At 64.5% G+C, this 14,070-nt stretch carries 10 protein-coding genes; 5 read left to right on the top strand and 5 right to left on the bottom strand.

Going from position 1 to position 14,070, the window contains the following annotated elements; all coding sequences use genetic code 11:
* Positions 1 to 85 precede the first annotated feature (85 nt).
* Together PG879_RS05870 and PG879_RS05865 are read right to left on the bottom strand one after the other, a co-directional pair.
* Positions 86 to 1,108, bottom strand: a complete 1,023-nt coding sequence (locus tag PG879_RS05870; protein WP_103260261.1) for an isopenicillin N synthase family dioxygenase — start codon at positions 1,106 to 1,108, stop codon at positions 86 to 88.
* Positions 1,109 to 1,455: 347 nt separating this feature from the next.
* Complete coding sequence (locus PG879_RS05865; protein WP_041211536.1) at positions 1,456 to 2,094, bottom strand: NAD(P)-dependent oxidoreductase; 639 nt, start codon at positions 2,092 to 2,094, stop codon at positions 1,456 to 1,458.
* 100 nt (positions 2,095 to 2,194) lie between these two features.
* Between PG879_RS05865 and PG879_RS05860 the strand changes: the two genes are divergently transcribed.
* Together PG879_RS05860 and PG879_RS05855 are read left to right on the top strand one after the other, a co-directional pair.
* Complete coding sequence (locus PG879_RS05860; RefSeq protein WP_270829905.1) at positions 2,195 to 3,094, top strand: LysR family transcriptional regulator; 900 nt, start codon at positions 2,195 to 2,197, stop codon at positions 3,092 to 3,094.
* A gap of 116 nt (positions 3,095 to 3,210) precedes the next feature.
* Positions 3,211 to 4,110, top strand: coding sequence for an AraC family transcriptional regulator (locus tag PG879_RS05855; RefSeq protein ID WP_270829904.1), 900 nt, complete (start codon positions 3,211 to 3,213; stop codon positions 4,108 to 4,110).
* Here PG879_RS05855 and PG879_RS05850 read toward each other — a convergent pair.
* Positions 4,107 to 5,675: an EAL domain-containing protein gene (locus PG879_RS05850; RefSeq protein ID WP_270829903.1), complete on the bottom strand. Its 1,569-nt coding sequence runs from the start codon at positions 5,673 to 5,675 to the stop codon at positions 4,107 to 4,109. The two genes, PG879_RS05855 and PG879_RS05850, sit on opposite strands and share 4 nt — an antisense overlap.
* Positions 5,665 to 7,188 carry a sensor domain-containing diguanylate cyclase gene (locus tag PG879_RS05845; protein WP_270829902.1) on the bottom strand — a complete coding sequence of 508 codons (1,524 nt, stop codon included), beginning with the start codon at positions 7,186 to 7,188 and terminating at the stop codon, positions 5,665 to 5,667. The genes PG879_RS05850 and PG879_RS05845 overlap by 11 nt, the downstream gene beginning before the upstream one ends.
* A gap of 371 nt (positions 7,189 to 7,559) precedes the next feature.
* Between PG879_RS05845 and PG879_RS05840 the strand changes: the two genes are divergently transcribed.
* Together PG879_RS05840 and PG879_RS05835 are read left to right on the top strand one after the other, a co-directional pair.
* Positions 7,560 to 9,704 (top strand): TonB-dependent siderophore receptor, encoded by a 2,145-nt coding sequence (locus PG879_RS05840; protein ID WP_270829900.1) that lies wholly within the window; start codon positions 7,560 to 7,562, stop codon positions 9,702 to 9,704.
* Positions 9,705 to 9,742: 38 nt separating this feature from the next.
* Complete coding sequence (locus PG879_RS05835; RefSeq protein ID WP_270829899.1) at positions 9,743 to 10,555, top strand: siderophore ferric iron reductase; 813 nt, start codon at positions 9,743 to 9,745, stop codon at positions 10,553 to 10,555.
* Between the two features lie 73 nt (positions 10,556 to 10,628).
* Here PG879_RS05835 and PG879_RS05830 read toward each other — a convergent pair whose 3' ends face one another.
* Complete coding sequence (locus PG879_RS05830; protein ID WP_039041273.1) at positions 10,629 to 11,564, bottom strand: LysR substrate-binding domain-containing protein; 936 nt, start codon at positions 11,562 to 11,564, stop codon at positions 10,629 to 10,631.
* 161 nt (positions 11,565 to 11,725) lie between these two features.
* Between PG879_RS05830 and metE the strand changes: the two genes are divergently transcribed.
* Positions 11,726 to 13,990, top strand: coding sequence for a 5-methyltetrahydropteroyltriglutamate--homocysteine S-methyltransferase (metE, locus tag PG879_RS05825; protein WP_270829897.1), 2,265 nt, complete (start codon positions 11,726 to 11,728; stop codon positions 13,988 to 13,990).
* The last annotated feature ends 80 nt before the right edge of the window (positions 13,991 to 14,070 follow it).

The raw sequence follows: 14,070 nt of genomic DNA, 5'->3' as shown, positions 1-14,070 counted from the left end.
CTCCGTCATTGCCAGGCTGTTGCCCGACTGCTTGTGTTATCCGGGGCGCCATCGCGCCCCTTTTTTAATGTCGAGTGGCGGGTTGTCAGACTAGCGCTGGCTCGCGCTGCGGCTCGCCTGCATAGTGGCGGGCCGCCACATCCGGGTGGGAGCGCAGCCTCCCCTTGAGCACGTTTTCCCCCACCTGATAAAAGAGCGGGTTGGCGGGATCGCTCTGGGGCCCTTCGGCCAGCGCCGCCAGCTCGGGGGAGAGGCTAAGCAGTGGCACAGTCGCATCCAGCCTTGCCGCCATGAAGAAGGCGCAGGAGAGGCGCGATACCCCGGGAGGTGGGCTCACCACCCGGTGCAGGGTGGCCTTGAGGTAGCCGTCGGACGCGAGCTCCAGCAGCTCGCCGATGTTGACCACCAGGGCGCCCGGCAAGGGGGGCGCGGGGATCCAGCCATCCGCCGTCTCCACCTCGAGCCCGGAGTGATCGTCCTGCATCACCAGGGTCAGGTAGCCGGGATCCTTGTGGGCACCTACCCCCTGACCACTGCTGCCTTCGGGTTGTCCGGGGTAGTGAATGAGCTTCATGTGCTGGTAGGGGGCACCGCGAATGCTCTCGTCAAATACGCCGGCGGGCTGCCCCAGCACCTCTGCGAAAGCGTCCAGCAGGGTGAGGGTGATGTCGCTCAGTCGATCCTGCCATGCCAGCAGACGTGTTTTCATCTCGGGCAGGGCGGCGGGCCACTGATTGGGGCCGATGAGGCGCTGCCAGGGTTCACGAATATGCGCCACAGGCAGGGCCTGGGCCTCATTCATGATATCGAACTGCTCCCGCAGATCCGGCCGTGCCCGGGTGAGCTCTGCCCCCACCTGGTTGTAGCCGCGAAAGTGCGGGGAGTGAACCATCTGCACCGCCAGTTTTTCTTCAAGTGGCAGGGCGAAGAAGCGGGCGGCGAGCGCCAGGGTCTCCTGGCGCGCCGATTCGCTCAGATCATGGCCCACCAGATAGAAAAAGCCCACTTCGCGGGCGGCCTGGCCGAGCTGCGCCAGCATCTGGCTGCGTGCAGCCGGGGTGCCTTTGAGGGCGGCGAGATCGATGATCGGCAATGATGGGGTGGTCATGGGCATCTCCTCACTTTCCGTGAACGGGGTCTGCGTACCCCGGCGTGCGGGGTGTTGCGAAACCGGGGCGCACTCTTCTTGAGTGGCGCCGTTTGGGTTGAGGGTGATGCTACTGTTCGAGGTTATAAGGTGGAAGCAACAAAATATTCTTAGTTATATACAAAATTCGAAATAGAATTCGGACTTGAGCGAATGGAACGAGCATCGGGCGGCTCCGGCGGCGATCTGCCGTACCGGGCGAGAGCGACATTGGCGTGACGGGATAGACGCGGGAGAGAAAAGACGGAGGGAGGCATCCGCCTCCCTCCGTGTGACTGTCATGGGAAGGGTTGCTGGCGCGCCTTTCCTCAATAACCCAGGGTGAAACGCTGGCGCAGGTGAGCCGGTGCTTGCGCCTCGTTCAGCACCCCGTCCGCCAGATCGCCGACCGTGATCCCGGCGGGCTGCTCGCCGCTGAACAGCACCTGATCCGTGCCAAGGCGGTAACCGCCGCGCTTCTCGCCGGGTTCGAGGAACACCGGTGGGGAGACGAAACGCCAGTCGAGGGTGGTTTCCCGGCGAAGGGCGGTGAGACCATCCCGGGCCGCGAGGGCCCCTTGCTTCCACTCTGCCGGGAACTCCGGGGTGTCCACCAGCTGCACGCCCGGGGCGATTTCCAGACTGCCGGCACCGCCGACCACCAGCAGCCAGCTGTTGGCCGCGACGGCGGCGGCCACGATGGCGCTGGCCCCCTTGAGGTACTGATCGTAGATGTCCGGGGCACTCCAGCCCGGGTTGTAGGCACTGATCACCCGATCGTGCCCCTTGAGCACCCTGGCCAGTGCCTGGCTGTCCTGGGCGTCCACCGCCACGGCGGTGACTTGCGGGTGAGCGGCGACCTTGCTCACGTCACGCACGATGGCGGTGACCTGATGACCGCGGCTGACGGCCTCCTGGAGGATGGCTGAACCGACAAAACCGCTGGCACCGATGAGGGCAATCTTCATGGGAATTCTCCTTCACTGTGGGAATGGGGCTATCCTACGCCCCCGAGTGTGATTTAATAATCCAGTTAAAATTGCATTCACTTGTAAGCAGGGCTTCATAATGGATCAGCTCAGACGCTACGCCATCTTCGCCGCCGTGGTGGAGGCGGGCAGCATGACCGGCGCCGCCAAGGCCCTCGGCATGACCCCGTCCGCCGTCAGCCAGCATATCAGTCAACTGGAGAGCCAGCTCGGTCTGCCCCTGCTGCACCGCTCCACCCGCCGCCTCAGCCTGACCGAAGCGGGGGAGGTGGTGTGGCAGGGTTGCCAGTCGTTGCAGCAGACCCTGAACGACACCGAGCTGCGCCTCTCGGAGGTGCGCGACAGCCTGCTCGGAGAAGTGCGGATCACCGCGCCGGTGGGGATGGCGGGCCAGCCCCTGGCGCGGGCGCTCTCGCCGCTGCTGCAGGCGCACCCGGGCCTGGGCATCCAGATCATTGCCGACGACGAGAAGCGGGATCTCATCAAGGATCGCATCGACGTGGCGCTGCGGGTCGGCACGCTTGAAGATTCCACCCTGGTGGCGCGCAGGCTGGGTCAGACCCGGATGCTGTTGTGTGCCTCGCCCGCCTATCTGGCACGCAAGGGCACGCCGCGCAGCCCGGCGGATCTGCTGGCCCACGACTGGCTGGCCTCGGACATGCTGGGGGGCGGGATACTGCTGCTGGACGAGAAGGGGGAGGCCCACAAGGTCAAGCCCAAGCCCAGGGTGCTGTGCAACAACGTCTTGCCCCTGCGCCAGTTCACCCTGGCAGGGCAGGGGATTTCGCTGCAACCGGAAGGTGAAATAGAAGAAGATATCGCCACCGGTCGATTGCTCGTGCTGTTGCCGGGCTTTTTGGCCCCTCCCATGGATATCCATGCCATCACCCCCCAGCGGGAGATCCCGGAGAAGGTGCGGCGGGTGATCAGCGCCCTTCGCAGCCACTTTGCCGAGCATGGCCAGAGCCGTCTACCCTGAGCGAGGCGGGATGAATAGCCAGGCGGTGCGCCGGCCTTGCGGTCGGCGCGACACCCCTGTTTAATGTGGCCCTCCCGGGCCAGAGCGCCCTCTGCTGGCGTGGTCTCAAGCGCATCATGACACCGACTTCTCCCCACCCACTCCGTGAGCCGGCACCCGAGGCGCGCGCCCACCTCACCCGCATCGAGCGAGTGCTCGACTACATCCATGCCAATCTGGATCAGCCGCTCTCCCTGGAGGCGCTGGCCCGGCAGAGCTGCTGGTCCCGCTGGCAGTTGCAACGGGTATTCCTGCATGAGACGGGCCAGACGGTGGCTCACTATGTGCGCGAGCTGAAGCTGAGCATGGCGGCGGAGGCGCTGCTCTCCACCCGGCTGCGGGTGCTGGATGTGGCGCTGGATCACGGGTTTGGCTCCGAAGTGAGTTTCAGCCGCGCCTTCAAGCAGCAATTTGGCTGCTCGCCGCTGGCGTATCGCAAGCGGGGCCTGCGGCTGGGGCTGCGCACGCCTCTGGTGCGGGCGGCGGTCCCCCGCTCTGCCTCTCCCAACCTGGTGCAGGTGCGCATAGAGAGCCTGCCGGCGTTCACCTTGCAGGGAGTCAGTGGCACGATCCGGGGGTTGTTCGATGCCTCACCGGATTTTCAGCAGACGGTGCCCGCCATCTGGCGAGCGCTGCGCGCGACGGGGGCGCTGGACCTGTCGAGGGAATGGCTGGGGGTGGTGGATGTGTCGGGGGCAGGGGAGCGGCTGCCTTACTGGGCCGGAGTGGCCACGACGGCGCCTACGCCCCCCGGCCTGTCGAGTCTCAACGTGCCGGCTCAGGAGTATGCCGTGCTCACCCACAAAGGACCCATTGCCCAGCTGGGGGAGAGCCTGCACTGGTTCATCCTGCACTGGCTGCCGGAGTCGGCATACCGGGGGCTGGACGGTTTCGAACTGGAGCGCTATGCCCCCGGCTTTGACGGCCAGCAGCCCGACGCCACCATGGAGTACTGGCTGCCCGTCGCCCCCCGTTAGGGAAGGAGGCTCACCCCGGCATGGCGCCGGAATGGCTCCGGGCGTGTGGCGCTGGCCAGGAGATCAGTGAACTGGGCCGGTGGCAGCGGCTTGGCGAAGTAGAAGCCCTGCAGGTAGTCGATGCCATAGCGGCGTGCCATCTCGACCTGCTCCTGGGTCTCCACCCCCTCGGCGACCAGAGCCAGCCCCATGCGATGGGCGAGATCCAGGATGTTTTCGACGATATGGCGGGAGGGGCCTTCCTCTTTCATTCCCTTGATAAAGCTGCGATCGATTTTGATGATGTCCACATGGAACATCTGCAGATAGCAAAGGCTGCAGTGGCCGGTGCCAAAGTCATCGATGGCGATGAGCACGCCCAGCTCGTCCAGGGCATCGAAGATGGCGCGGGTCTGCTCGTCCGCATCCACCATCTCCCGCTCCGTCACCTCGAGCACCAGGCGCAGATCCTGGCCCGGGAAAGCGCGAAGAAAGTCGCGGCACTCGGCGACGATGTCCTGGTTTTTGAAGTGCTGGGCGCAGACATTGACGGCGACGTGAAAGCCGGGGGGCAGCCTGTCGGCCACCCCGACCAGATAATCCCGGGTCTGGGCCATCAACTGGCGAGTCATCGGCACTATGTAGCCGCACTCCTCCGCGAGGGGGATGAAGTGGTTGGGGGCAATCATCCCTTGTGTGGGATGACGCCAGCGCATCAACACTTCACAACCGCGCAGGCGCCCCTGCCTGTCCATCACGGGTTGCAGATGGGGGATGAACTCCCGGGCCGCCATGGCTCTGGCAAGCTCGCTGCGGGGGGAGCCGCTGCGCCCCCTCAGATAGAAGGTGAGCAGCCCCAGCAACAGCGCCAGCACAGGGGCGGCAAGCAGGTTCTCCTGGTTGTACGCCCAGGCAAACGCCAGCACTTCCTTGTAACCGTTGAGCGCCACCAGGCGATAGGGATGAGCGGTGGGCTCGCTCTGTTGCAGACGCTGTCCCCCTTCCAGCAGGCGGGCTGCGGGCAGGGTCCTGCCGTGGCCATCGAGGGCCTGGTCCCCGAGGAGGAAGAAGAGGTTGTCCTCTCCCATCACGGCCTGCAAGGCGCCGAAGATGTGGAAGCCGTCCAGCTCCACCAGCAGGGTGCGATCGCCGGATGGCTGACGGTAGAGGATGGCGGTCTGCCCGGTGATGGGGCTGTGTCTGGCGAGGATCAGCGTCTGGTTGCCCGCCGGGCCGCGAGGAATATCCCGGGTGAGGATGGGCCTGTGCAGGGTGGTACAGCGCAGTTGCTGCCCCTCCAGCACATAGAGTGCCCGCGCATAGGGGGAGGCGGTGATGAGGTCGCGCAAGGCCAGTTGCTCATCCTGGCAGCGGCCCATGGCGAGGGGGTGGGCGGCCTTGACCAGGGACTGACTGTCGTTGATGGCACTCTCTATCATGGCCCTAGCATGGTTCAGGCTGCGCGCGTTGTCCTTGCGAAGGCCGCTGGCCGCCTGCAGGAGGTTGAGGGCGGTGAGGCCGACCAGCAAGAGGAGCCCGAGCACGATGGCCAGACGCAGACGCTGTGCAAGGGGATCAGTCGGCATGGTGCACCCGATTCTTGCCGGCATCCTTGGCCTGATAGAGCGCCTGATCGACCCGCGCCAGCAGTTGCTCGGCGGACTCCTGTCGCCACAGTCCCAGCCCGGCAGAGAAGGTCACCACCAGGTCCGGTTCGCGCCATGGTCGCTGTGCCACCTGGGTGCGCCACTGCTCGAGCATCGTCCGTGCTCTGGTGCTGTCCTCCCCGGGAATGATGATGGCCAGCTCCTCGCCGCCGTAGCGGTAGAGGGTGGCCTCCTGGCTTGCAATCTGCCGCCCTTCTCGGGCCACCGCCCGCAGGACGTCGTCACCGACCGGGTGGCCGTGGGTGTCATTGATGGATTTGAAGTTGTCCAGATCGATCAACCCCAGGCAGAAAGGGCGGCCGGCGATCAGCTGGTCGTCGAGTGCCTTGTCAAAGCAGCGGCGATTGAACAGACCCGTCAGGGCATCCGTGTTGGACGCCTCCACGGCTTCCAGCATCTGGCGATGGCCGCTCTGGATCTCCTGGCGCAACTGATCCCCTGGTTTGCCCGCGTGGATGCGTCCGGTGCGCATCAGGGCGATGATCTCGATAATCATCTTGCTGAGCACATGACGCAAGGACCACCAGCAGAGCAGGCAGATCAGCATGCAGCCCACCAGGGTGATCTGGAGCTGGTGGGACTCGCTGCTGCTCACCTCCTTGAACCTGGCATTGCTGACGGCATAGATGACGAACCAGTCCGGGTTGGAGAAGGAGTGGTAGTAGAGGTGGGTCTGGCGCTTTGCATCAAAGAGGTGGTCGGCGCCGTTGGTCATCTGCTCGATGAGCCGGCGGTCCACGCGATGGCGAAACAGGTTCCCCACATCCGAGTGCAGCAGGATGTCGCCCGCCCGATCGACCAGGTAGAACTCCCCCTTGAGAGGGCTCATGAGCTGGCGCAGGGGATAGCTCATCTGCTCGAGATCCACGTTCATGGCCAGGGTGCCGAGGAAGAATCCCTCCCTGTCGAGCAGGGGGCGGGAGACGGAGACGCTGCGGCTCTTGTCATCGAATTGGCTGGTGTAGTGATCGGTGTAGTGCACGAAGAGGGTTCGCACGGCGGCGGAGAGAAACCAGGGGCGCTTCCTGGCATCAACGTGTTCCTCGACCGGCAGATGGGGGATGGAATTGAAGCGCCCCTGCAGATCGGCGAGCAGGATGCTCTTCACATAGGGGGTGAGTGCCAACGTTTGCATCAGGGAGAGGCCAAGTGGCGTGTTGCCCTCATTGAGGAAGGCATCCAGGCCTGATTCATCGATGACACTGCCCGTTTCGTTGAGGACATGCTCCAGTGATTTGAACTGTGGCTCGATGGACTGGGTCGCCATGTTGTGCACGAACATGGCCGCCACCTTGTGGTACTTACGCTCGGCAGAGGTCCGGATGCTGACACTGACGGCCATCAGGGCGATGAGCAGGGTCAGGACGATGACTCCGAAGGTGACGTTGAGCTGGGTATCGCAGTGCAGGTTTTGGTAGGCGGTCTCATGCATAGGCGTGTGCTGATGGCTTCAGATTGTCTCAATCAGGGCTGATAAAAGGGTGGGCATGCTATCGCCTCATTTATCAATAGCGATTGACCAGGATCAACAAGGGGAGGGCACACACGACCATACTTGTCAGGATTGCCGATTGACTATGCAAGTGAAGGCGGTGTCCTTCATCAGGCGGCCATGATGGGCCTCCCTGAGAGCCTCGACGGCGTTGCCATGTTGCCTCCGATAACAGATGGCGTGCCTGCCACCCTCGCTTTCCCCGCTTCCCCGCCAACATGCCCCAAATTGTTAATATCGGGGCAAAATAGAACAATAAAATGCAAATGATATTTGTTACTATTAACATGCAGTAAGTAATCGAGGATCAGATGCAGCTTGTTCACCCCCCTTTGACCCTGGTCGCCGTGACCATCTCCACCCTGCTTGCAGGCACTGTACAGGCCGCCGCGCCCGACAGCCAGGATACGGCCACCGCCGACGAGACCCTGACCGTGCTCGGCCAGACCTATCGCAACACCGCGACCAAGACCCGGCTCGACCCCATCGAGACGCCCCAGGCCATCTCGGTGGTGGATGGGGAGACCCTGTCGCTGCGCGGTGTCAGCTCGGTGAGCGAGGCGCTGCGCTACGTGCCCGGCGTCAACACAGAGCTGCGGGGCGGGGCGGTCAACCGGCTGGATCTGTTCAACATCCGTGGCTTTGACAACTACCAGAACTTCTATGACGGCCTGCTGCTCCAGTACAACGACTGGAACCTGCAACCCCAGATCGATCCGGTGGCCATCGAGCAGCTGGAGGTGTTCAAGGGGCCGACATCGGTGCTCTATGGCAGCATGCCCCCCGGCGGCATGGTCAACCTCATCGCCAAGCGCCCCCAGCGGGAGAGCAAGCACAACGTGAGCGTGGCGACCGGCACGGGCACCCTCAAGGAGATGACCCTCGACAGCACCGGTGCCATCAACGAGCAGCTCGCCTATCGGCTGGTGGGACTGGCCCGGGAGAAGGATGGCCAGGCGGTGACCTCGAAGGAGGAGCGCTATGTCTTTGCGCCGTCCCTGGACTGGCAGCTCGGCGAGCGCACCCTGCTGAACCTCAACCTTTACTACCAGAAGGATCCCGAGGCCGGCATCTACACCACTGTGCCCGCCAGCGGCTCGGCCAAGTCCAACCCCCTGGGGCAGCTTGGCAGCGACACCTTCCTTGGCGACGAGAACTGGAACGAGTACAACCGGGATGTGACCCTGCTGGGCTACAAGCTGAGCCACGATTTCAACGAGCGCTGGCAGGTGCTGCAAAATGCCCGCTACATGGATGCGTCCGCCTATCAGCGCAACACCTACAACGCGGCCCTGGCGGCGGACAACCGCACCCTGGCCCGCAACGCCTATCTCACCGATGAAGACTCCCGGGGCGTTGTCATCGACAACCAGCTGGCGGGCAATGTGCAGACGGGCTCTGCCCAGCACAACCTGCTGCTCGGGGTCGATTACCAGTACCTGGATGCCCATATCCTCTACCGGGATACCCTCGACTACTCGGCACCCAGCATCGACATTTTCAACCCGAACCATAGCCAGATAGTCCCAGAGGCACTCACTTTCAACTACCAGGATAAAAAGGTGATCCGTCAGTCCCAGACCGGCGTCTATCTGCAGGATCAGGTGCGCCTCGATCGGCTGGTGGCCATCGGCGGCGCCCGCTACGACCGCTACCGGATGGACACCGACAGCCGGACCCTCTATCAGGGGGCGGACAGCCAGTCCCTGGCCCACATCGATCAGGACAACCTCTCCTTCCGCGTCGGCGCCCTCTATGAGCTGGATGGTGGCTTCTCCCCCTATGCGAGCTATGCCGAGAGTTTCGAGCCGGTGCCGGGGGCGGACAAGCAGGGCCAGGCGTTCAAACCGGCGACCGGTCATCAGTGGGAAGGGGGCGTCAAGTTCCTCTCCGATGACATGAGCAAGACGGCGACCCTGTCGGCGTTCCACATCACCAAGAAGAACGCCCTGGTGACGGATCCGGACAATGTCTACGGGCCCAAGCTGCAGACCGGGGAGACGGTCTCCAGGGGCATCGAGCTTGAGGGGAGAGCCGATCTCACCAGCCAGCTGGATCTGGCCCTCAACTACACCCTGATGGACATGGAGATCACGCGTGACACCACCACGTTGCAGGGCAAGACGCCGGTCTGGGTCCCCAGACAGATGGCGTCGCTGTGGAGCAACTACTACCCCGGCGGCAACCTCGAGGGGATGCGAGTGGGCGCCGGCCTGCGCTACGTGGGGGAGGCCGAGATGGATGCCGCCAACACCGACAAGGTACCGGACTACCTCCTGATGGATATGTCCGCCTCCTACGATCTCGCCGCCCTCAGCGCAAGCCTGAAGGGGGTAGGGGTATCGCTTGGCGCCAGCAACCTGTTCAACAAGACCTACTACTCCTGCTACGACCAGAACAACTGCTGGTTCGGGGCCGAGCGAAGCGTGGAGGCGCGACTCAAATACGCATTCTGACCTTGCGCCCCGGCACGCGCCCGGGGCCCTTTCAACGAATGGGCGAGGAGAGGGGGCGCGGTGTGCCGCGCAGCCTTGGCCGGGAGAAAGCGGACGCGGATCGCGCCCTCGTCTCGGATCACCAGGCCTTGTTCGCGGCGGCGGCCAGCCTGATCCCGTCCCTCAAGGGGAACCTGGTGGCGTCCGGTGACGTGCGCCCGCCACTGACGGATGCCGCCGGGGCGACGTCGGCCGTGGTGGCCGCAGCCCTCCATGCGCACTGGCAGCAGGCACACCCGGAGGCGGGGTCCGCCTACTGGCTCACCCGCAGCTGGGGCATGCTCTGCTGGCAATCCATCTATCTCGCCATGGTGGCCGTCTACCGCCATCGGGCCGTGCCTGCCCTCGACAGGCTGGGACAGGGGCATGAGGCCGGCGTGGTGTCAGGCTTTACCCTGCCAGCCGAGCCCATGATCAGAGGGGAGGTCGGCGTGTTGATCAAGACGGCCGGGGAGCGACTCCAGGCGCACTGGCAGGGGCTGTTCACCCTCCTTGGGACGGCGCAGCGGCTGCGCCCCGGTTTCGTGCGCCCGCTCCTGGCGGACGATCTGCTGGCGGCCCTGGTGCGGGTACCCGATTTCTTCGGGGAGGTGAGTCGGGAGGAGGTGAGGGCCCATGCCCCCTTCTGGCTTGAATCCTGTGGCCTGCCGTCGGCACATCTGACGGGTTGGCGCGAGGCGGGCCTGCCCCGGGACGAGGCCTTCCCGGGCTATGTGCGCCAGCGCTGCTGCCTGCACTACAAGCGCCGGGATGGGGAACTGTGTGGCAACTGCCCGCGAAGGCTGGGTGGGGCGAGGGGTGATGAGTGCTGATGCCCGACTCTTCGTCTGCGCGGGCAACCCGTGGTGAAAGCCGCCTGATCCTGGCGGCTTTTTTGTGCCCGGCTTACTGGGCCGCCATCCGGGTGCGAATGCGCTCGAACAGGCTCTGCAGGCAGGCCTGATCTTTGTCGGCGGCGCGCACGGCGCCATACATGTGGCGGCGAATGCCCTCCCCGAGAGGGCGCGCCTCAAGCAGGCCCTGGCGCACGAACTCCTCGCTGGCCCAGCGGGGCAGGGCGGCGAGTCCGAGCCCGGCGGCGGCCATCTGCAGCATGACCGAGGTGTTGTCCACCGGCTTGCAGCGGGCGGGCTCCACCCCGGCCGGTTGCAGGAAACGGCTGAACACGTCCATGCGCGCCCGCTCCACCGGGTAGACCAGCAGCACCTCCGGCCGCAGATCGTCCGGTGCGATGCGCCGCTGCTGGCAGAGGGGGTGATCCGGCGCCATCACCAGGGTGAGATCGAAGGCGAACAGCGGCTCGAAGTGAAGATCCCCGCGGGCCTGCACATCCGAGGTGAGCAGCAGGTCGAGCTGGCCGCCAAGCAGGGCACTGATGGCATCGAAACCCGGCACCGACTCCACCTCCAGATCCACGCCGGGCCACTGGCGGCGAAAGTCCGGCAACAGCGGGAGCAGCCACTGGATGCAGCTGTGGCAATCGAGGGCCAGATGCAGCCTGCCCGCCTCGCCGCTGTGCAGGGCGACCAGCTGGCGCTCGGTCTGGGCCAGGGCGGGCAGCACCTGACGGGCCAGGGCCAGCAGATGCTGGCCTGCCGCCGTCAGCACCAGAGGGCGGCTTTTTCGAAGAAACAGCTCCAGATTGAGGCGGGTCTCCAGCTCCTTGAGCTGGTGGGAGAGGGCGGACTGGGTGAGGTTGAGGGTGAGTGCGGCCCCGGCCAGAGACCCTTGCTCGGCCAGGGCACTGATGGTCTTCAGGTGTTTGAGATCGATGCCCAGATTGCTGCTCTGAGGGGGGCTGGATGGGGTGGGCGCGACCATGGCACTGCTCCTTTGTGCGTCAGTTGAGAAATTCTTGAGAGCCAGTTGAAGAGGATTCAATAGCCAAGGCCACCTTATCTTGTCATTTTGGATGTGTAAACATCTGGATGGCCAAACAATCCAGATCCTCATCAGATAAACGAGCATAAGGAATGGAACCTATGACCTGCGCACACACCCTGGGCTTTCCCCGTATCGGCGCCAAGCGCGAACTGAAATTTGCCCTCGAATCCTACTGGCGTGGCGAAACCACCCAGGCCGAGCTGGTCGCCGTGGGCAAGAGCCTGCGTGAGCGCCACTGGCAGGCCCAGCGTACCGCCGGGGTCAACCTGCTGCCGGTGGGGGATTTTGCCTGGTACGATCAGGTGCTGGGTACCAGCCTGCTGGTGGACGCCGTGCCTGCCCGTCACCGCCACGGCGACACCGACCTCGACACCCTGTTCCGGGTGGCCCGTGGCCGTGCGCCGACCGGCCCGGCGGCGGCCGCTGCCGAGATGACCAAGTGGTTCAACACCAACTACCACTACCTGGTGCCGGAATTTTACCGTGAGCAGCGCTTCAAGCTGGGCTGGAGCCAGCTCTTTGACGAGGTGGAAGAGGCCAAGGCCCTTGGGCTGCCGGTCAAGGCGGTGTTGCTGGGCCCCGTCTCCTACCTGTGGCTTGGCAAGGAGAAAGAGAGCGGCTTCTCCCGCCTCGAACTGCTGGATCGCCTGCTGATCGTCTACCAGGAGATCCTGGCCAAACTGGCGGCCCAGGGGGTGGAGTGGGTGCAAATCGACGAGCCGGCTCTGGCGCTGGACCTGCCGGATGAGTGGCGCCTGGCCTACCTCAAGGCATATGAGCGCCTGAGCGGCCCCTGCAAGCTGCTGCTCACCACCTACTTCGGGTCCGTGGCCCATCAGCGCGACATCATCACCAGTCTGAAGGTGGACGGCCTGCACCTGGATCTGGTGGCTGCCCCCGAACAGCTCGAGACCCTGGTCCCGCACCTGCCGGCCCAGTGGGTACTCTCGGCGGGTGTCATCAACGGCCGCAACGTCTGGCGTGCCAACCTGGCCAAGCTGGCGCCGACCCTCAAGGCCTTGAAAGAAAAGCTTGGCGAGCGCCTCTGGGTGGCCTCCTCCTGTTCCTTGCTGCACAGCCCGGTGGATTTGACCCTGGAGCACGAGCTGGATCCCCAGACCCGCAGCTGGTTCGCCTTCGCCCTGCAAAAGTGCTATGAGCTGGGGCTGCTGTCCGACTACCTGGACGGTGGCGCCCTGGACAAAATCGAGGCTTACAGCCAGCCCATCGTGGATCGGGAGTCCGACAGCCGGGTTCACAAGAAAGCGGTGCAGTCACGACTCGCCAGCCTGACCAACAGTGACTTCGATCGCCAGAGCGCCTACCCGGTGCGTGCCGACGCGCAGCGCTCGGATCTGAAGCTGCCGCTCCTGCCCACCACCACCATCGGCTCCTTCCCGCAGACCTCTGAAATCCGGGTGCTGCGTCAGGATTGGCGTGCCGGGCGCATCGATGACCAGGCCTACGAGGCGGGCATCCAGGCCCAGATCAAGGATGCGATTGAGCGCCAGGAGGCCATCGGGCTGGACGTGCTGGTGCACGGCGAGGCCGAGCGCAACGACATGGTGGAGTATTTCGGGGAGCTGCTGGACGGCTTTGCCATCACCCGCTTTGGCTGGGTACAGAGCTATGGCTCCCGCTGCGTGAAGCCGCCGGTGATCACCCGTGACATCGACCGTCCGACCCCCATGACCCTTGAGTGGACGAAGTTTGCCCAGAGCCTGACCGACAAGCCGGTGAAGGGCATGCTGACCGGCCCCGTGACCATTCTCTGCTGGTCCTTCCCGCGGGAAGACGTGAGCCGCGAGCAGTCCGCCCTGCAGATTGGCCTGGCCATTCGCGACGAGGTGGCTGACTTGGAAGCCGTCGGCATCAAGATCATCCAGATCGACGAGCCGGCGATCCGCGAAGGGCTGCCCCTGCGCAAGCAGGATCACCAGGCCTATCTCGACTGGGCGGTGCGCGCCTTCCGCCTGAGCGCAAGCCCGGTGGTGGACAGCACCCAGATCCACACCCACATGTGTTACAGCGACTTCAACCTCATCATCGAGGCGGTGGCGGCGCTGGACGCGGATGTGATCACCATCGAGACGAGCCGCAGCCAGATGCAGTTGCTCGAAGCGTTCGAGCGCTTCAACTACCCCAACGAGATCGGCCCGGGCGTCTACGACATCCACTCGCCGAACGTACCGAGCCAGGGCTGGATTGAAGACCTCATCCGCAAGGCTGCACAACAAATCCCGGCAGACCGGCTCTGGGTGAACCCGGACTGCGGCCTCAAGACCCGCGGCTGGGAAGAGACCACCGCAGCCCTGAAGGTGATGGTCGATGCGACCCGGGCGCTGCGCGCCGAGCTGGCCTGAGGGCTTCCATTCACCCGGACGAGCGCCCGGTGAGTGTCACCAAGACGAGAGAGGGAAGGCGACAGCCTTCCCTCTTTTTT

The organism is Aeromonas sp. QDB63 (assembly GCF_027707425.1).
GTDB lineage: Bacteria > Pseudomonadota > Gammaproteobacteria > Enterobacterales > Aeromonadaceae > Aeromonas > Aeromonas caviae.
Note: the sequence above shows the minus strand (reverse complement) of the source record. Positions and strands in the feature narration are given on the sequence as shown.